Annotated in this window: 22 protein-coding genes; 10 read left to right on the top strand and 12 right to left on the bottom strand. The window is 56.0% G+C overall.

The genetic code is table 11. The features are described 5' to 3' along the window. Nucleotides 1-17: 17 nt before the first annotated feature. From DOP62_RS11020 to glpX, 4 genes are all read right to left on the bottom strand, one after another. Nucleotides 18-581, bottom strand: coding sequence for a GNAT family N-acetyltransferase (locus DOP62_RS11020; protein WP_208674793.1), 564 nt, complete (start codon nt 579-581; stop codon nt 18-20). Between the two features lie 2 nt (nt 582-583). Continuing rightward, nucleotides 584-892 (bottom strand): TIGR03792 family protein, encoded by a 309-nt coding sequence (locus DOP62_RS11015; RefSeq protein ID WP_208674790.1) that lies wholly within the window; start codon nt 890-892, stop codon nt 584-586. After that, nucleotides 892-2,208 (bottom strand): glutamyl-tRNA reductase, encoded by a 1,317-nt coding sequence (locus DOP62_RS11010; RefSeq protein ID WP_208674787.1) that lies wholly within the window; start codon nt 2,206-2,208, stop codon nt 892-894. The genes DOP62_RS11015 and DOP62_RS11010 overlap by 1 nt, the downstream gene beginning before the upstream one ends. Nucleotides 2,209-2,338: 130 nt before the next feature. Next, nucleotides 2,339-3,376, bottom strand: a complete 1,038-nt coding sequence (gene glpX / locus DOP62_RS11005; RefSeq protein WP_208674785.1) for a class II fructose-bisphosphatase — start codon at nt 3,374-3,376, stop codon at nt 2,339-2,341. Between the two features lie 159 nt (nt 3,377-3,535). On the opposite strand from glpX, the gene pyrH reads away from it, so the two are divergent. Genes pyrH through DOP62_RS10985 form a run of 4 tightly spaced genes read left to right on the top strand, consistent with a single transcriptional unit; the run spans nt 3,536 to nt 6,434 of the window. Continuing rightward, nucleotides 3,536-4,258 carry a UMP kinase gene (pyrH, locus tag DOP62_RS11000; RefSeq protein ID WP_338429915.1) on the top strand — a complete coding sequence of 241 codons (723 nt, stop codon included), beginning with the start codon at nt 3,536-3,538 and terminating at the stop codon, nt 4,256-4,258. Beyond that, on the top strand, nt 4,245-4,793 hold the full coding sequence (gene frr, locus DOP62_RS10995) for a ribosome recycling factor (RefSeq protein ID WP_208674783.1): 549 nt from the start codon (nt 4,245-4,247) through the stop codon (nt 4,791-4,793). The genes pyrH and frr overlap by 14 nt, the downstream gene beginning before the upstream one ends. 6 nt (nt 4,794-4,799) lie before the next feature. Next, nucleotides 4,800-5,930 (top strand): geranylgeranyl reductase family protein, encoded by a 1,131-nt coding sequence (locus tag DOP62_RS10990; RefSeq protein WP_370538793.1) that lies wholly within the window; start codon nt 4,800-4,802, stop codon nt 5,928-5,930. A gap of 33 nt (nt 5,931-5,963) precedes the next feature. Further along, nucleotides 5,964-6,434, top strand: coding sequence for a hypothetical protein (locus DOP62_RS10985; protein ID WP_208674781.1), 471 nt, complete (start codon nt 5,964-5,966; stop codon nt 6,432-6,434). Here the strand turns inward: DOP62_RS10985 and DOP62_RS10980 are convergent. The 8 genes from DOP62_RS10980 to recJ form a co-directional block, all read right to left on the bottom strand. Further along, on the bottom strand, nt 6,431-7,078 hold the full coding sequence (locus tag DOP62_RS10980; protein ID WP_208674779.1) for an HAD-IB family phosphatase: 648 nt from the start codon (nt 7,076-7,078) through the stop codon (nt 6,431-6,433). The genes DOP62_RS10985 and DOP62_RS10980 overlap by 4 nt on opposite strands. A 20-nt stretch (nt 7,079-7,098) precedes the next feature. Beyond that, nucleotides 7,099-8,076, bottom strand: coding sequence for a c-type cytochrome biogenesis protein CcsB (gene ccsB, locus DOP62_RS10975; RefSeq protein ID WP_208674777.1), 978 nt, complete (start codon nt 8,074-8,076; stop codon nt 7,099-7,101). Nucleotides 8,077-8,121: 45 nt separating this feature from the next. After that, a complete protein-coding gene (locus DOP62_RS10970) occupies nt 8,122-9,306 on the bottom strand; it encodes an LptF/LptG family permease (protein WP_208674774.1) in 1,185 nt (394 codons plus the stop codon). A gap of 95 nt (nt 9,307-9,401) precedes the next feature. Next, nucleotides 9,402-10,130: an LPS export ABC transporter ATP-binding protein gene (gene lptB / locus DOP62_RS10965; RefSeq protein ID WP_208676798.1), complete on the bottom strand. Its 729-nt coding sequence runs from the start codon at nt 10,128-10,130 to the stop codon at nt 9,402-9,404. A 53-nt stretch (nt 10,131-10,183) separates the two neighbouring features. Then, a complete protein-coding gene (locus DOP62_RS10960) occupies nt 10,184-10,606 on the bottom strand; it encodes an LptA/OstA family protein (RefSeq protein WP_208674773.1) in 423 nt (140 codons plus the stop codon). Nucleotides 10,607-10,643: 37 nt separating this feature from the next. Next, nucleotides 10,644-11,066 carry a DUF309 domain-containing protein gene (locus tag DOP62_RS10955; protein WP_208674771.1) on the bottom strand — a complete coding sequence of 141 codons (423 nt, stop codon included), beginning with the start codon at nt 11,064-11,066 and terminating at the stop codon, nt 10,644-10,646. Next, complete coding sequence (locus DOP62_RS10950) at nt 11,063-12,385, bottom strand: S41 family peptidase (RefSeq protein WP_208674768.1); 1,323 nt, start codon at nt 12,383-12,385, stop codon at nt 11,063-11,065. The genes DOP62_RS10955 and DOP62_RS10950 overlap by 4 nt, the downstream gene beginning before the upstream one ends. Nucleotides 12,386-12,506: 121 nt before the next feature. Beyond that, nucleotides 12,507-14,834 (bottom strand): single-stranded-DNA-specific exonuclease RecJ, encoded by a 2,328-nt coding sequence (gene recJ / locus DOP62_RS10945; RefSeq protein WP_208674766.1) that lies wholly within the window; start codon nt 14,832-14,834, stop codon nt 12,507-12,509. A gap of 59 nt (nt 14,835-14,893) precedes the next feature. Here recJ and DOP62_RS10940 point away from each other — a divergent pair, with 59 nt between their 5' ends. The 6 genes from DOP62_RS10940 (at nt 14,894) to DOP62_RS10915 (ending at nt 18,853) form a co-directional block, all read left to right on the top strand. Then, a complete protein-coding gene (locus DOP62_RS10940; protein ID WP_208674763.1) occupies nt 14,894-16,063 on the top strand; it encodes an AI-2E family transporter in 1,170 nt (389 codons plus the stop codon). A gap of 60 nt (nt 16,064-16,123) precedes the next feature. Next, nucleotides 16,124-16,642, top strand: a complete 519-nt coding sequence (locus DOP62_RS10935; RefSeq protein WP_208674761.1) for a hypothetical protein — start codon at nt 16,124-16,126, stop codon at nt 16,640-16,642. A gap of 49 nt (nt 16,643-16,691) precedes the next feature. After that, a complete protein-coding gene (locus tag DOP62_RS10930) occupies nt 16,692-17,333 on the top strand; it encodes a hypothetical protein (protein ID WP_208674760.1) in 642 nt (213 codons plus the stop codon). 4 nt (nt 17,334-17,337) lie between these two features. Then, entirely contained in the window at nt 17,338-17,925 is a 588-nt protein-coding gene (locus tag DOP62_RS10925) for a pentapeptide repeat-containing protein (protein ID WP_208674758.1), read from the top strand. Nucleotides 17,926-18,051: 126 nt separating this feature from the next. Beyond that, nucleotides 18,052-18,261 (top strand): hypothetical protein, encoded by a 210-nt coding sequence (locus tag DOP62_RS10920; protein WP_208674756.1) that lies wholly within the window; start codon nt 18,052-18,054, stop codon nt 18,259-18,261. A gap of 220 nt (nt 18,262-18,481) precedes the next feature. Continuing rightward, nucleotides 18,482-18,853: a hypothetical protein gene (locus DOP62_RS10915; protein WP_208674754.1), complete on the top strand. Its 372-nt coding sequence runs from the start codon at nt 18,482-18,484 to the stop codon at nt 18,851-18,853.

Raw genomic sequence — 18,853 nt, 5'->3', positions numbered from 1 at the left:
TGGCTGATCGTTTCCCTCTAGCCTAGAAGGCCAGCCGACCATTGCTGGCGATCGCCCCGATACAAGACATGCGTCCGCAGGCGATCGCCCTCTGGCAATGCCGGATGCTCGAACGTCCCAACGGGTTGTAGCCCCAGCCGTTGCATTAACCGCTGCGATCGCTGGTTACAGACAGCGGTAAAGCTGACGATTGTTTCGAGCTGAAGCTGCTCAAAGCCAAATTGCAGGGCAGCCTTTGCTCCTTCAGACGCCAGCCCTTGCCCCCAGTAGAGTTGTGCGAGTCGCCAACCAATTTCAATGGCCGGTGTAAATGCAGCTTCAAAGGGGACTTGCTTCAGGCCAATAAACCCAATGAAGGCGCGATCGCTCTTTTGTTCAACCGCCCAGAGGCCAAATCCCAACTGCTGCCAATGCGCTTCGATGCGATCGATGAAGGCATCACTCTCGGCCCGACTCAGGCAGGCAGGAAAATGCTCCATCACCAAGGGATCGGCATTGAGTGCCGCAAAGGGCTCGCGATCGCTCTCTTGCCATGCCCGCAGGCGTAAGCGATCGGTTTCGAGTTCAGCAATTGTGGCCATGGTTAGGGTTCAGGCTGGGGAACGATCGCAAATTCTTGGGCTTCGACGATCGGATATTCACGGCCAAGCTGTTCCTGAAACCGGCGATCGCCCTCGATCAACACATCCTCAGGAATACTCTTCCACTGCTCGCGACTTTGCCAGTGAATGACGAGCACAACCCGATCGCGATCGCCGGGATCCCGCCAGATTTCTTTGCGCAAGTAACCCGGATAGTGACTGAGAAGGGGCGTCCAAATTGCCGCATCGGCAGCCAGAAAAGCCGCTTGTTCAGCTTCAGGAACGGCGAATTTGAGCCACTCAACCACCATCAGCTGCTCAACTGTTCCTGTGGGTCGAGGTTGAACAACATTTGCAGGGCATCCACAGCACGACGGCGGGCTTCGATATCCTGCTGCGATCGCAGCTGCACCATCGGGTCATGCAGGATTTTGTTGACGATGCCGCGGGTTAGCGCTTCCACCACCGCTTGGTGCTTGTCGCCAAATTCCGTGCCGAGTCGCGACAGGGCTTTTTCTAGCTCTTGCTCGCGAATCATCTCAATCTTGTCCCGCAGGCAGTTAATCGTCGGCACCGTATCGAGGGACTGCCACCAGTTGTCGAAGGCGTCGACCTCTTCTTCCAAAAGTGCTTCTGCTTCTTCAGCCAGCTTGCGGCGACTCTCTTGGTTTTGCGCCACAACCTCGCGGAGGTCATCGACGTTGTAGGACTCAACCGCCGTCAGCTCGACCACATCGGCTGCCACGTTCCGCGGCACCGCAATATCGATCAGCATCAGCTGTTGTTCGGGCGCCAGCACCATCTCTAGCTTGGCGCGATCGAGAATTGGATCGGTAGAGGAGGTACTGGTGAAGACAATATCGGCCTCAACGATCGCTCCCATCAAGCCCGAGAGCAACCCGACCTGAATTTGCAGATCGCCACCGTACTGTTTGGCCAATTCTTCGGCCCGTCCCAAGGTGCGGTTGAGGATCTGAATCGTGTCGGCTCCTTTGGCGATCAGGTGCTGCACCAACAGGCGCGACATTTTGCCTGCACCGAGAATCAGTACTCGCTGGCCCGCGAGGTTGCCATCATTGCGATCGCCCCGTGCCATGACCTTGAGCTGCGCTAGTTCCACCGCAGCAGAGCTGATCGAAACAGCGCCAGTGCCAATACTGGTTTCAGTGCGGACGCGCTTGCCTGCCGTCACTGCTTGCTTGAGCAGGCGATTGAGAATGCGACCGACACCTTCGTACTGCTGCCCCAGCTTGTACATGGTTTTGACTTGGGACAGAATCTGGCCTTCTCCCAGCACCAAACTGTCGAGACCCGCTGCCACCCGCATCAGGTGCATCACCGCATCTTGATGAAGCAGGACAAACAGGTGAGGCCGCAACTCCGCTAGGGGCAGGTGGCTGTGCTCAGACAGAAATTGAGTGATCTCGCGCACGCCGGGTTCGGTGGCGCGGGTGACACAGTAGATTTCGAGGCGGTTGCAAGTGCTGAGGATCGCCACCTCTTCAATGTGCGGATAACTTTTGAGCTGCTGAATCGCGGCTTCAACTTGCTGTTCAGGAATGCTCAGCTTCTCGCGCACGGCAACCGGTGCTGTCCGATGGCTGAGGCCGACAACTGCGAGATGCATGAGGGGCGTTTAAAGAAGGTTGACTAAAGAATTTTGAAAAGCGATCGCCAATGGAGTCGCTGAAAAACAACGGCCGAAGCGATCGAGCTATACCCGTTCTACCGCTCCGGCCGCCATTTGGGATCAGGAATTAACGGAGGCTAACCGTTTTGACATCGTCGAACATGTGAATCGTGTCGACAAAACGAGCAGTGCGCGACTGGCTGGAGATCACCAAGCTTTGAGTGCGAGCGCCGCCTTTGAAGAAGCGCACGCCTTCCATCAGCAAGCCCGAGGTGATACCGCAAGCAGCGAACAGCACTTCTTGACCCGAAGCCAGTTCTTCAGCGTCATAAACGCGATCGGGATCGGTGATGCCCATTTCTTGCAGACGCGCGATGTTGCTCTCGCGGCTTTCACCGATCAGACCGGTTTTGACAACTTCCGGGTCGTAGATCAATTGACCTTGGAAGTGACCGCCGAGGCAACGCATTGCTGCTGCCGAAATCACGCCCTCGGGAGCTGCACCGATGCCCATCAAGGCGTGGGTGTTGGTGCCAGAAAAACCGCAGGAGATGGCGGCCGAAACGTCACCGTCGCTGATCAGACGGACGCGAGCACCGGCTTGGCGGATCTCTTGGATCAGCTCTTTGTGGCGAGGACGATCCATGACCACAACCACCAGCTCATCGATGGCGCGATCGAGGCATTCCGACAGAATTTTCAGGTTCTCGGTGGCGGACTTGTTGATGTCCACTTTGCCTTTGGCTGCTGGGGGCGCAGCCAGTTTCTTCATGTAGAAGTCAGGAGCGGCAAACAGACCACCTTTCTCGGAGATGGCCAAGACCGCCATCGAGCCAGGCTGACCGTAGGCGCAGAGGTTGGTGCCTTCGCAGGGGTCAACAGCGATGTCGATTTCCACCAGCTTGCCAGCAGGGACACCGGCTCGCTTGTCTGCATCGCGGTAGATGCCGACTTCTTCCCCGATGTAGAGCATCGGTGCTTCGTCACGTTCGCCTTCACCGATGACGATGCGGCCGAGCATTTCGACTTGGTTCATCCGCACCCGCATCGCTTCCACCGCGACGCGATCGGCTTCATTTTTTTCGCCTTTGCCCATCAGGCGGGCCGAGGCGATCGCTGCCTGCTCGACAACTTCAATAATCTCGAGACCGATCGTCTTCTCCACGCCTACCTGACTCCTTACGGATGATTGCTTCTAGGGATTCCAACAGTTGAGTCTACCAAAGGGCGGATCCCCTCCTGACATCTGTGGCTTTAGTTGCGATCGCGGTGACTGCTATCGTTAGTGGGGCTGGTGAGGCATCGACCCCAGTCAAGTGTGGGCATGGCCTATAAACGCGTTCTTCTCAAACTGAGTGGCGAAGCCTTGATGGGCGACGCGACCTACGGCATTGATCCCGCTGTGGTGCAGCGCATTGCGCAGGAAATCGCCACAGTGGTCCAAGAGGGCTTTCAAGTCGCGATCGTGGTTGGTGGCGGCAATATCTTTCGGGGTATCAAAGGTGCTGCCGCGGGCATGGAGCGGGCGACAGCAGACTATGTCGGCATGATTGCCACCGTGATGAATGCCATCACCCTGCAGGATGCGCTAGAGCAGCTTAAGGTGCCGACGCGGGTGCAGACTGCGATCGCCATGCAAGAAGTGGCTGAACCTTACATTCGTCGCCGTGCGATCCGTCACCTTGAAAAAGGCCGCGTCGTGATCTTCGGCTCCGGCACCGGCAATCCCTTCTTCACGACGGATACAACAGCAGCCCTACGGGCAGCAGAGATCAACGCTGATGTGGTCTTCAAAGCCACCAAGGTTGATGGCGTTTACGATTCTGATCCGAAACTTAACCCGCAAGCGCGGCGTTTTACGACGCTGAACTATAACTACGTCCTCAATCACGAGCTAGGCGTGATGGATAGTACGGCGATCGCGCTTTGCAAAGATAATAATATTCCGATTGTAGTTTTCGACCTGTTTGGCGAGGGCAACATCCGCCGCGCTGTCCAAGGCGAAAACATTGGTACGACTGTGGGAGGTTCCTGTGAAGTTAGCTGACGTTGAAAGCACCATGCAGAAGTCGGTGGAGGCGACACTGCGGTCCTTCAATACCATTCGTACGGGCCGAGCTAATGCGTCTCTCCTCGACAAAATTGTTGTCGACTACTACGGCAGTGAAACACCTCTGAAGTCGTTGGCTTCTATCAGCACTCCTGATGCTTCAACGCTACAAATTCAGCCCTTCGATCGCAGTAGTGTCGGTGCGATTGAAAAAGCAATTTCACTATCGGATATTGGCCTCACGCCCAACAATGACGGTCAAACAATTCGCCTCAATATCCCGCCGTTGACCAGCGATCGCCGGAAGGAACTGGTGAAACTGGCTGCGAAATACGCTGAAGAAGGCAAGGTCGCGATTCGGAACGTGCGCCGCGATGCGATCGACAGTATTCGCAAGCTGGAAAAGAATGGCGAAATCTCAGAAGATGACGCCCGAGATCAACAGGATCAAGTCCAAAAGCTCACCGATAAGTTCTCAGCCAAAGTTGAGCAACTGCTGAGCGAAAAAGAAAAAGACATTATGACGGTTTAAGCCGTCATGCTGGACTGCATTGTTGTTGGGGCTGGTCCTGCAGGCGGCAGTGCGGCCTATCATTTGGCGCGACGCGATCGCCAAGTGCTCCTGTTAGAGCAAGCTAAGTTGCCACGGCTAAAAGCCTGTGCTGGTGGAGTTTCGCCCCAAGTCGCCCGCTGGTTCGATTGCGATTTGCGATCGGTGGTCGATCACGGCGTCGATCGCCTGCGGTTTACTTGGAAGCTCGGCGATCCTGTTGAGGCTGAACTACCGAGTGCTGAACCATTCTGGATGGTGCGGCGCGATCGCTTCGATCACTTTTTAGTGGAGCAAGCGGCTAACCTCGGGGCGCGAGTGGAAGATGGCGCAACCGTCACGGCAGTCTCGGCTGAAGGAGATGGATGGTTGGTTTCCTTGGGCGATCGCGCCTATCGCTGTCGCTATTTGATCGCAGCGGATGGCGCCAAGGGATCGCTGGCGCAATGGTTGGGCTTCCCGAGTCAAAAGCGCCGCTATGCCCAGGCCTGCGAGCTGGATATTCCGCTAACTGAGCGCCCCGATAGCACGGCTCACTTTGAGTTCGGGCTTGTCCGGAACGGTTACATCTGGGTCTTTCCTAAATCTGACGGCTACTCGATTGGGATTGGCACCTTTCGCGGCAACGAAGAAACCGACTTTCGCGGACTGCTCGCTACTTATCTCGACGGCTTTGGTCTAAGTGCGGATCTCGATCGCATTCTTCCCCACCCGCTCTGCATTTGGGATGGATCCCAGCCGCTCCACCGAGGCTCTGCTCTGCTCGTGGGCGAAGCAGCATCTCTGACTGATCCCTTCACAGCTGAAGGGATTCGTCCGGCACTGCTCAGTGGTATGCGGGCAGCTGAGGCTATCGATCGCGCGATCGCGGGTGAGAGCAAGGCACTGGCTGGCTATAGCCGCACCATCCAGCAGGAGTGGGGCGACAGTATGGCTTGGGCGAAACGGATTTCCAGCGTCTTCTATCGCGTTCCTAATCTCGGCTATCAAATCGGGATTAAGCGCCCAACGGCACCCCAGAGGATGGCACAAATCCTTGTGGGTGAGCTGGATTACAGCGATATTGCCACGCGGGTAATTCGACGGTTGACGACCGGTTTTCTGCCCGGGATGCGCTAGTCTGCCAGCGAGTGAGGCGCAGCAGGAATCTGCATGGGACGACTTGCAAACCTGAAGCTGGCGATCGCGATCGCAGGACTCTCGTTGCTGCCTCAGCCCGCGATCGCGTTACCTTGGCCCGCTAGCCTTCAACCCCTAGTCCAATCTCTGACTCGCTTTGGCTTTCAAGTGCGCCTACAACGCCCTAGACAAGATGGACTCTACGGCTACCTAGCACCAGCTGAACGCCTGATTGTAATCAATCCCGTCGTCTTTGAACTGGGAATTGCTGAAGCGACCCTAGTCCACGAAGCTGTTCATGCAGCTCAGTTTTGTGCGGGTCGCACTCAGCTGCGGGTGCTGGGGCTACCCTACGATCCGCCACCCCAAGTGCGACGAGCCTTTTTGCGCTACCGCGACCCTCGCCGTCAACAGCTTGAAGCCGAAGCCTACGCAGTCCAAGCCCGCAGCGATCGCCTCACAGAGGTGCAACGGCTACTCAATCAGTACTGCAAGCCCCGCTAGTGTGACCAGTGGCGCTGCAGCTCCTGACGAACATCGTGGAAGGTATCCCACGGGATTGAAGCCTTGTTGCGATCGCGCAAATAGTCTGCAAGGTGAGGACGCGCAAACACCAAATCGGCAGCCATGCCTAAATTCACGTCGGTGATCGAGTCACCGATCGCGATCGCCTGAGAAGCCCCGACCTTATCAAGAACTTGGACTTTGGCGACTAACTCTTGGTCAGATTCGAAGTGTGAATAGACCTGAATCGTGGGACCGCTGGTATCAACTTCAGCTGCATAGAGACCAGCCAGACGCGATCGCCAAGGGTGCAAGACTGCTTCCACTAAACACCGCAGGCCACCCGAGACCACGTAGAAGGGAATCGATCGCGCTTCCAACTCATCCAGCAGTTCCACAAAGCCAGGTCGCACCGGATAGGTTGCGACCAAGGACTGCATCTCCGGTAGGCGATCGCAGGGAATCGTCGCCATCACTTGGCGAATACTCTGGCGCAGGCTGATCCGGAAGGCAAAGAGGTCTTCGCATACTGCTGCCCAAGCTTCGGGAGCAAAAGCTTCGAGGACGCGGATAAAGGTGTCTTCTGTGGTGATCGTGCCGTCAAAGTCACAAAAAACAGCCTGTTCAGGAGCGCGATCGGACATGTCGGCAACGTCTGTCTGGGTTAGAAGAACCAACCGTAACTGTGCAAGCCCTTACCAAGCAAGTTCACACCCAAATAGCAGACCCAGACCACGCCAAAACCGATCGTTGCTAAAACCGCTGGACGGCGACCCTGCCAACCGCGGGTAATGCGAGCGTGCAGGTAGGCGGCAAACACCAACCAAGTGATCAAAGCCCATGTCTCTTTCGGATCCCAGCTCCAATAGGAACCCCAGGCTTCATTCGCCCAAACCGCACCGGCGATAATCCCGATCGTCAGCAGCGGGAAGCCTAGACCAATGACGCGATAGCTGACGTTGTCGAGGGTGTCGGCCAAGCTGAGCTGTTCAGGCGCAAGTTGAAGAACAGGTTTCTCAAGGACTGCCGTGCCCCCATTACCAGCAGACTCTGCAGAAGCGATCGCGAGTTCACTGGCTCGATTGAGCTTGACCTGCCGGAAACTGCCCGTGCCGACGGAACTGCCCCGCAATTCGATCGCCTGCCCACGGGTCACGACCAGAAAAGCCACGCTCAGCAGCGAACCCACGAGCAATGCGGCGTAGCTAACCATCATCACGCTGACATGCATCATCAGCCAGTTCGATTTCAGCGCCGGCACCAGCGGCTCAGCCTGCCGCATGTCGGTCGGCAGCGTGAAAGCAGCAAAAGCCACGATTCCAAGTGCCAGCGGTGAGGTCGCCGCACCCACTAAGCGGCTGCCGCTTAGCTTTTCGGCCAGCAGATGAACCGCCGTCAGTCCCCAAGCCAAAAAGAAGAGTGACTCATACAGGTTGCTGATCGGGAAGTAGCCTGCTTCAATCCAGCGCGCACCAAGGAGAGCTGCCATGCAGAGATTCGCGATCGCCATGCCAGCCGTCCCGATCGCTGGTAGTGCTTTGAGATTCGGGAAAGCCACTGCCGTCCAGTAGCAGAGCAACGTAGGTAATAACACGGCAAACGTCGCGTTATCCAGACTGTTCTGAAGACTGACCAGGTTCATGGCATTGGCGTCGCAGTTGTTTTTGATCCTAAGGGCTGGTGGTCGCTAGCGTGCCGTTTGACGCAGTAGGTAAATCCCCACACCCATCCCCAAGAGCCACGGGAACCAGCCTGCCAGAATCGTCGGCAATGTGCCATTGATGCCCAGAGCGCCGGTGACAAAGGCAAGGAGGTAGTAGGAAAAGATAATCAGCACGCTGATACCAAAGCCCGTCGCACGGCCCGTGCGTTGGTTAGGTGCAGTTCCCAAACTCGCACCAATCAATCCAAAGGCGATACAGACGAAAGGTAATGCCAATTTCTGCTGCAAGCGTACTTCCCACTTGCGAATATCAGCAGTGTTATTGGTCTGGCGAAGAACGCGCAAATATTGCCAGATTTGCGTTGCATTCATCTGAGTCTCGTCGCGGCTTTGGCTGGCGATACTGAGCGGTGTCTCTGGAATCGTGAACTCCTGTGACTTGAAAGTAGCGATACCGCTGTAGGAACCATCTGGAGCAACGCCGTAGATAGTGCCGTCCCGAAACTCCCAGAGTTGATCCTCGGGATGCCAAACCCCTGTCTCCGCAGAGATGATCTGACTCAGTTCCCCACGGGTAAAATCCAGAATCGTCAGACCTCGCATCCGCTCGCCATCGTAGCGGCGGGCATAGAAGATCCGTGCTAGTTCCGAGGTTTCACGATCGAATTGCTGATAGACAATGTTGTTTTTTTCTTCGAGCTGAGGCCGCGTCTGGTTGAGCGCTGTTTGCAGCGTCACTTGCGCCTGAAAGTTGGCGGCCGGCACCACGGACTCATAAAAAGCAAAGGTAATACCCGTGACCACAATACTCATCAGGATCCCCGGCAAAATAAACCGGTAGCTGCTGATGCCACAGCTGCGCAGTGCAATCAGTTCACTGTCGCTCGACAGCCGGTTGTAGGCCATCAAAGCTGACAGCAGCATCGACATCGGAAATGCCAAGACTAGAAAGTCTGGCATTTTCAGCAAAAAGACCTGACCGGCAACCGCAAGGGGGAGCCCAGCTTCGGTGACTTGCCGCACCAGCTCAAAGACAACACCAATGGAAAGCCCAACGGAGGTGAAGGCTCCGACCCCAAACAGAAAGGGCCCCAACATCTCCCGCAGGATGTAGCGGTCCATGATCGAGATTCGATCCCACCAAGGCAGTCGAAAGCTCGGCTTAGACCGGGTTGGCGGTGCCGCAAGACTGAGATCTGGAGTAGTCATGCTGCCAAGTGTAGCGGTTCGCTGGGAGGCGCCGTCTGCTGCGCTAGTCCATCCTACGGGCATGCTGCGCAGGGTAGTCGCGATCGCGGTGAGGGCTAGAAAACGAAGTCTTCACCCAAATAATATTGGCGGACAAGGGGATTGGCTGCTAACTCCTCGGCGGAACCAGCGGCCAGAATTTCTCCATCCCGAAGAATGTAAGCGCGATCGGTAATCTTCAGCGTCTCGCGCACGTTATGGTCAGTGATCAAAATCCCCATCTGTTGATCGCGCAGTCGAGCAATGATGTCTTGCACTTCGGCAACCGCGATCGGGTCAATTCCCGCAAAGGGCTCATCCAGCAGCAGAAATTTTGGTCCTTGGGACCCGACGGCTAAGGCGCGGGCAATCTCAGTGCGGCGACGCTCGCCACCGGAGACACGAATTCCTTGGGTATGCGCCACCTTTTCGAGGCGAAATTCACTCAGCAACTGTTCCACGCGCTGGCGTTGTTGTTTGCCACGAATACCGGTCTGCTGCAGAACTAGCAGTAAATTCTCTAGTACTGTCAGATGCCGAAAAATACTGGCCTCTTGGGCCAAATAGCCAATCCCCAGCCGCGCCCGTTGGGTCATGGGCAGACGGGTGAGTTCAGTGTCATCCAGCCAGACATGCCCTTCATCGGGCCGTTCAAGGCCGGTGGTCATATAGAACGTTGTGGTTTTGCCAGCACCATTGGGGCCCAGCAGGCCAACGACCTCACCTTGGGCAACAGACAAGCTGACGCGGTTCACAATCAGGCGCTTGCCGTAGGACTTCCGTACATTTTCTAAGCGAATCTTCACAGCGATCGCAGCGGTACTCGGCAAACGTTCTCATCTTATGGGCCAGCGGTGACCTAGGGAGACTCAGCACTATCGAGGTTATAGATCGATTGCACCTGTCCTTGGGGAGTGGGCAGGGCAACAAACTTGCCGGTTTCGATCAAATAGGTCACCGTTTCGCCCCGCAGCGAGTTGCCCCCTTCCTGCTGGACGTAGACATTACCGGTCAAGATAATGCGTCGCTCCCGTGAGAAATACTGGGCTTGAGCGGCTGTCGCCCGCAGTTGACGGGCAGGATAGAGAATCACCACGTTGCCACGAGCAGTAACAACGCCGGTTTTAGAGTTAGCTTCTTGAATGTCTGACAGCAGCGTGAGGCTTTGATCTTGCTGAGCGGGCGCAGGACTACTCGGCGTTTGCGCAAAGCTCCAGCTTGCAGGCGCGATCGCCGCAAGCAGGCTCACACCCCAAAACAGTCGCCGAATTGCCGCTGTCATTGCTGTCGTCCTTGTCACACGGGCACGATCGCCCCAATCATACCCCGCTCGTTTGTAGACGGAGCCGAGGACAGCTCAGGTTGGGCGCGTTCCCTGGGCGCAGTCCCAAACCGATCGCGATCGCTTCACCAGAATCCCCGTCAGGCAGGGCTTGTAGGGATTGCAGAATTGGTTCACTGTGAGCCATTAGGTCGCTGACATCAACCGCAGCATAGTCCGGCTGATAGTCCTGCAGTCGGGCACCCCCTTCCCCAAGCAGAATCGTAGCACCGCGCCGGTTCAGGTTCGAAAGATGATGTAGTCCCACCGCAATTTGCAAAATACCTTGCAAAAAGGTGCGATCGGGCTCGATCGCCTCATGCCAGAGGGCTTCGAAGATGTCGTGACAGGCGTAGAATTGCCGCTGATTAAAGAGCGCGATCCCCTCGTGATAGCGGGGATCGGCCAGCAAGTCGCTCAAGGCTGGATCTCGCTGGGACGCTGGCTCAACTGCGAAGGCACGGCTGGCGTGGGAGTCGTCTCTGCAGTCCGGCGCTCCAAGGTCGCGATCGCTTGCCCATAGGTGGGATCTTGGTTGGAGCCGAGGAAGCTGGGATCACTACGCTGCAGGGCTTGCTGCCGTTGGTTAAGCCGGACTTCGACATCCGGCTGAATGCCGCGATTGCCCAGATCAGTGCCATTGGGCGTGTAATAGTGGGCAACTGTCACCGCTAAGCCCGAGCCATCGGCAAGGGTATGCACAGATTGCACGAGCGCTTTTCCGAAGGTCTGACGGCCAATGACCACGGCTCGATTGTTGTCTTTCAGAGCGCCAACGAGGATTTCGCTGGAGCTAGCAGAGTTCTGATCGACCAAGACTGCGAGGGGTTTGTTGGTCAGGGCACTGTTATTGGCGTTGATCGTCTCTGATTTGCCATTGCGATCGACAGTTTTGACGATTGCGCCATTGTTCAGCCACATGCGGGCAATTTCGATGCTGGAGTAGAGCAGTCCACCCGGGTTGCCTCGCAGATCCAGCACATAGGAATCGACACCTTTGTCGTCAAGGTCGCGGATGGCTGTCCGCATTTCACGGGCCGCATGAGCCGTAAACTCCTTGAGCTGGATGTAGCCAACAGCCCGCCCGCCATGTTGCCGAAGTTCTGCGTTGACACTGGGAATTTCAATTTGGGCGCGGACTAGTTTGACTGAAAAGATGCGATCGCCCCGCTGCAGTTTAAGACTCAGTTCACTCCCGACACTGCCCTGCAGCCGGTTTCTGACTTCATCTAAGGTCAGCTCACGCGTGGATTCATCGTTGACTGACAAAATGCGATCGCCGACACGGAGATCGCTTTGGCTCGCTGGTGAATTATCCAGAATGGCCCGAATCTGCGGACGACTATCTTTGCTGTCGGGCACAATCTCAATGCCAATGCCCGAGGATTCGCCAGCTGTTTGCTCCGTCAAAGTTTTGAATTGTTCGGGCGGCAGGAAACGCGTGTAGGGATCATCAAGGCGACGCAGAGCCGATCTCAAGGCTGCATAGGCTTCTTCACTGGAGCCATAGTTGCGACTGAGTAGTTCGCGCCGCACAGCCTGCCAATCTTGGCGATTGAAAGTCGGGTCGACATATTCGCGGTCGATCAACTGCCAAGCTTGGTCGAGCACGACCTTAGGACTGTCCTGCCAAGGAAAAGCTCGGGCATGTTCCGCTGAAACTCCGATGCAGACAGCACCACTAGCAGCCAACAGAGCCGAACCGTAAACCGAAACACGAAGGCGACTGAACAGCGACATGGTCGAGGCTCCTAGAAGCCAGAAGCGGGAAACCCTAGGCTCAGCCTAGGCAAGGGCTTGGGACAGTTCCCAGGGCAACTGTGCCAGTTGTCCCGGCGGTTCCGCTGTCGGTCAAGACAAGCTAGGCCGGCTCGGAAGTGCGGAGATTATAGCGATCGTGAAGTCCTGCGGCTAGCGTCTGCAAGGAAGCCTCGCCGAAGAACTGCCGCTGTCTCTGCCATTCTCGCAGGAGTCGCTGCCACTGGTGGTGAGTCTGGCGGACTTGGGGAGTTTGCCAATCTAACTGCGCCCAGTTAGGCCAAGTAAGCAGCACACCCTCTGAACTGATTTGCCAGTGATAGCCCAAGGGTTCACCGATCTGCAAGCTCTTTTTGAGGAAATCGATCGGCCAGCCGAGGCGATCGCTCAAACTTGACCAGCTGACGGGTTGCGATCGCTGAGCCAGAGACCGCAACACCCCCAGCCATTGTCGCCAAGCGCGCTCGAGATCTTCCACTTCAGGCGGTGGATAAGCCAGCGCTAAAGGCTGCTGCAGTCGTTGGGCTTGTTGCCACTGCAAGGCAAGCTCCTCCCAGCTCCACGGACAGGTAGTGACTACATGAGCTGCGATCGCCGAATCAGGTCGCTGCGATCGCCAGTCCAACAGCATCGGTTCTGGATCTGACGGAGCAGTCTGGTGCGGTCGCCAAGCCAGCAAACGCGCAACCAATTCCCGCCGGCTTTGATCACCGGCAGCAGTGCGGAGATCTAGCTCAATTACAAGGTCGCAGCGATCGCCTTCTGGAGGTAAGGTCTCGGCATTGCTCTCTGGCCAGTACTGGCCTGCAGCGATCGCGCCGCTGTCATCGGTGATCTGAAAGATCCAATACTGGCGGCGGTAGAGTCCTGAACCAACGTAACTTGGTCGTTGTTGTTGCAAGCGGCAACGCCGGATTTCTAATTGCGGCAGACGATCGCAGGGTTCTAAGGCATAGAGGGCACGGAACAGCGGGCGATCGAGATCGGCTACCGTGACCGTGACCTCTGGGGCGATCGCGGCTAAGTGGCGATCGGGCGGATGCAGGTGCAGGCGTTGCTCCAGTGCATCTCTCAGAATGGGCAGATGTTCGTTGGCTAGGCTAAGACCCGCTGCTTGGGGGTGCCCACCAAAGCGAAGCAAGAGCGATCGCTGATCAGCGAGCAATTCATAAAGGTTGAGACCGGGGATCGAACGCGCCGATCCCCGAGCTAGCCGAGGTTCTGTTCCTGGTGGATCGAGGCTCAGCACAAGGGTCGGCTTCTCTTCGCGGTGAGCTACCTGACCAGCCACTAGCCCCAAAAGACCTCCATGCCACCCTTCTCCGACAAGGACTAGGGCAGTGCGATCGCGCTGTTGCTGAATTTGTGGCTCTAACTCCCGCAGCAAATCGCGTTGTAACCGTTGCCGCCGTTGGTTGAGTTCTTCAACTTGATGAGCAAGGCGAATGCCTGCCTGTGGATCACAACCGGTGAGCAGTTGCAGCGCCAAATCGGCCTTGCCCTGCAAACGGCTGACCGCATTCAATCGCGGCCCGATGCCAAAGCGGATATCACTGGGGCGATCGCCTTGGCGTTTGCAGCAATTCAGAAGTTCCGTGATGCCAGGACGTCGACTAGCTTGAGGCCGCACTTGGGAGAGTTGCTGAAGCTGCTGCAATCCCTGCTGCGCGAGATAGCGACAGTCGCCTCTTAGCTCAACGAGATCCGCAATCAAACCGATCGCCACGAGATCGAGCAAGTGTTCTAAAGGCTGTACGTCAGGTAGTGGTAGAGCTGTGTAGAGTGCTTCCACAAGTTTGTACGCAACGGCAACCCCGGAGAGGGTCGCGAGCGGATGATCGGTCGGGAACTGACGGGGATTGATCAGAGCTGTGACTGGTGGTCGTTCGGGCAGCAGCGTGTGGTGATCGGTGATGATCACATCCAATCCACGATCGTGGGCCCACTCCAACAGCTCTGCATCGCCGCAGCCCGTGTCACAGGTAATCACGAGGGTGGTGCCGTCAGCGATCGCCTGCTCTAGTCCCTCAATGTTCAAACCATGGGATTGCTGGAGGCGATCGGGAATCGTCCAAAACAGACGTTCCGATTGCGGGAAGTATTGCCCTAGTCCTTCCCAAAGCACTGCCGTAGCGGTCAGTCCATCTGCATCAAAATCGCCCCAGATCAAAAGGCGATCGTCAGGATTGCCATAGGCTTGCTGCAACCGGGCGATCGCCCACTCCATTTCGATGCCAAAAGCTTCAGGGCCTGTTGGCTGATAGCGATCGGGTTCAAGGAATCCTGCGAGCGACGCTGGCGTGGCCAGTTGTCGCTGCCAAATCAGCTGGGCAAGGATGTGAGCGTAGGGTTTGGGATAGACCTGCTTGACCTGCTGGAGCCAGCCAAACGGTAGATCGACCCGAGCAGGCGATCGCCAAGTCCGCTGCATGCTAGTCCTCCAAAACAGTGCCGCATACTGAGTGAGGTCAACGGAAAGGATTCTCGACCATGCGCCTCGGGCAGTGGCTTGGTTTCACCGGCATCCTAGCAGCCGCCTATATTCTCTGGCAGTTGCGGCAGGTGATGCTACTCCTCTTTGCGGCGGTGGTCCTTGCGGTGATCATTAACCACCTCGCCCGCCAGCTTCAGCAGCGGTTGCGCTGGTCGCGTCGCCTCTCACTGACCGTAACGCTGTTGGGGTTGACCGTGGTGGGTGGCTTGCTGGTTGCCCTGCTTATGCCACCCCTACTGGTGCAGTTTCAAGACCTACTCGAGTTGGCACCCCAGGGGTTTGCCAAGTTACTGGACTGGGTCGAAGAACGACTGGTTGACATCGTGCAACTGCTGCCAGGGTTTAGTGATGATCGCAGTGCCCGCCTCTTTGTTGATTCGGCGATTCGTGACCTCATTCAAAGTTTTGGCGATCGCCGCAATTGGACTTCCTTCTCTCAGCAGCTAGGTCCACTGGCGCGCAATTTTCTGTCTGTCTTTAACAACACAGTCGTCGCTGCTGCTCAGTTGCTTCTGATCGTCGTTCTGACACTAATGATGCTGAGCAACCCCCAATCCTATCGGCAAACTTTCTTGCGGTTGCTGCCCTCCTTCTATCGGCGACGAGCTGATGAGATTCTCAATGCCTGCGAAATTTCACTGAGCGATTGGTTCCTTGGAATTTTGATTAGCTCAAGTGCGATCGCACTCTTCAGCTGGGTTGGTTTGATGATTCTTGGTGTTAAGCTCGCTCTAGTGAATGCAATCATTGCGGGCTTCCTCAATTTAATCCCTAACCTTGGCCCAACCCTGAGCGCTGTTTTTCCTATCTCAGTGGTTCTTTTAGATGAGCCTTGGAAAGCTTGGGCAGTTTTAGTCCTTTACATCATCATTCAACAACTTGAAAGCTACTGGCTGACGCCGACAATTATGGCGCGGCAGGTTTCACTTTTACCTGCACTAACGCTGATTGCTCAGATTGTCTTCGCTAGTATTTTTGGGCTAGCCGGCCTGATTTTAGCGCTGCCTTTAGCTGTGGTTGCTAAGGTCTTTTTCGAGCAAGTGTTGATCCACGATGTCCTCGATCGCTGGCAGCATCTGCACTACTTCAAGCATCCCGAATGGATTGGCCCTCATCCTGAATCGGAACAGGCGGCGATCGCAGAGGCAGAGGAAGAGACTTTCTAGCTCCTGCTTGGGGCTGGGCTCAGCCTTCTAAGATCAACCACAGCCTTCTAGTCGCCAGCGATGCCGGATTCTCTGCCGAACATTCCCGAAAATCCTGACTTTGGGACTGCGATCGCCTTAGCCCAGCAGCTTTTAGCCTTGGAGCCAACAGACGCTGTGGCGCAAGCGATCGCCCAGTTGGTGGCTAGCCGGGATGGAGCGCGGGGCTTTTTCGTCACCTATCTCACCAGCGAGGAGCCATGGGCCGATCAACCCTCTCCTGCTTTGATTGCAGCCCTGCGATCGCAATCGACGTATGTCGAAGACTTGATGGTGCGCAATCTGGCGATGTCTACGGCGATGGTGCTGACTCACGAGCGCAATGCCGACCCAGCAATGGCAGCTCAATCCCAGCGAGTCAGTCGGCGATCGGCAGAACACCTGCGGCAATTAGAGAGTCCAAGCCTACGCCAGCTTTTGCAGGACTTGCAGCAGAGTTTGACGGGTGCGGGAGCGTTTACAGACTTTCTCGATCGCTGGGGCTATGACGCCGAACAACGCGCAGCGATTGCCGGTGCGATCGCGCCCTTGCTCGATTGAGGCCAAGTCTGCGCGGTAGACTCAAATTTGGCTTTACAAGGATGTTGTTTTGGGCGTTGAGCTGCGCAGTTACGTCTACCTCGACAATTTGCAACGGCAACACGCCTCCTATATCGGTACAGTCGCCACAGGCTTTTTGACACTGCCAGGGGATGCTTCGGTCTGGATTGAAATCTCCCCAGGCATTGAAATCAACCGGATGATGGACATCGCGCTCAAGTCGGCAGTGGTGCGACCCGGCGTGCAATTTATTGAGCGCCTCTATGGCTTGATGGAAGTCCATGCCAGCAATCAGGGCGAAGTGCGTGAAGCCGGACGTGCAGTCCTCTCCGCTCTGGGACTGACGGAACGCGATCGCCTCAAACCCAAAATTGTCTCCAGCCAAATCATCCGTAATATTGATGCTCACCAAGCGCAGCTGATCAACCGGCAGCGCCGTGGCCAAATGCTGCTGGCCGGTGAAACCCTCTACGTCCTTGAGGTCCAACCGGCGGCGTATGCAGCGCTAGCAGCCAACGAAGCCGAAAAAGCAGCGTTGATCAACATCCTGCAAGTCAGTGCGATCGGTAGTTTTGGCCGACTCTTTTTAGGTGGGGAAGAACGCGACATCATTGCTGGCTCGCAGGCTGCCTTAGCGGCACTCGAAAATTTGTCGGGACGTGAGCATCCCGGCGATCGCTCTCGGGAGTAGCGATATGGCAAATGCCGAACATCTGGCATTTCTACGGCGAGGCACAGCTGTCTGGAGTCGCTGGCGATCGCAAAATCCGACGATTATTCCCGACTTGCGCCAAGCAGATCTCTCGTTTGTCGATCTCGTCAATGTTGATCTCGAAAATGCTGATCTGACGGGCGCAATTCTGGTTGGGGCAGATCTGCGGCGGGCTTGGCTGCGGGGAGCAATCCTCAGGGAAGCCGACTGTAGCGGCGCGAATCTCCTCGGAGCTGATTTGCTGCGCGCTGATCTCTGTCGATCGCAACTCGTGGGTGCAAATTTACGGCGGGCAATGCTTAACGACAGCATTTTGGCCGAGGCTAATTGCCGGCAAGCCTGCTTGCAGCAAGCTGATTTGGTGCGCGCCATTCTCTATCGGACTGACTTCACGGCTGCCGATCTGCATGAAGCTGACCTCAGTCATGCCTTCATCTACGACGTGAACTTTACGGGTGTGGATCTCAGCCATACCGATCGCCGCTGGAGTCGTCCCGGCACGGATCTCGCTGAGCATGAACGCTGGGCTTGGAGCCGCACTCACTCAACCCATTCAGTCTTTATCGAATAGCGATCGCGCATTAATCAATTTCGTCTGCAATGTGTGATCAATCTCACACACTCAAACACGATTAGATCACGAGGAGTCTCTTAACTCAGAGCGATCGTAAAGAAGTCAGTGATTCTGTTCTGAACCATGACTTCCATCAATAACCGTTCGTTCACTGCTGCACTCTTAACAGCGATCGCTCTGTTCAGCACGACCTCAATGCTGCTGAGCTTGCCGGAAGCTGCTGAGGCCAATCAAAAAGGAAAGCCTGTTCGCTGTTGGGTTGATCGAGTCACCAAGCAACAAATGTGCGCCTATCAAAATAGCAATGGATCGCTACAACTCGGAACTCGCTAGAGCTAATCGGTTCTAACTGAATATTTTTGTAAGAACAGATGTTGCCTAACCAGTGACATCTGTTTCTCTATTGAATCTCTCGGGACAAGAGAATTGATTGCATTAGAGTTAGTCTTGCCTACAATCGATTGCTGACATTTCTCAAGTTCTGAATCATGGCTTGCGATCGCAGAACCTTTCTGGGCAATCTAGTCCAGAGGCGTTCTACCCAGTAACCAAGATGCAAAAGTCAAACTTGTTGATGCAATGGATGACCAGTAGCCTCTTGGGACTCGGGCTAGCAACAGCCTTCGCTCTGCCTGGATTAGCAACACCGGCTCGCTGTGTCATTAAAGAAGCCGGTCGCACCACGTTTAACGGTGCCTGCGATTTCAAGCAATTTGGCAGCAATGGCAGCTTTACAGTAACCTCGCTGCAGTCCAATTGGATTGCCGGTCGCTCTGTGATTACCGTCACGATTGTGTCGCCAGGAGTTGCTGAAGTGCGAGGACTGACACCAGAGGGCATCAATTCGCGCTGGGGCATCACCGAGCGTTCTAACCGCGATCGCGCTTGTTGGGTTGGCGATGACTTCGAAGTTTGTGCCTACTAA

The sequence above is a fragment of the Synechococcus elongatus PCC 11801 genome, from assembly GCF_003846445.2.
GTDB lineage: Bacteria > Cyanobacteriota > Cyanobacteriia > Synechococcales > Synechococcaceae > Synechococcus > Synechococcus elongatus_A.
Note: the sequence above shows the minus strand (reverse complement) of the source record. Positions and strands in the feature narration are given on the sequence as shown.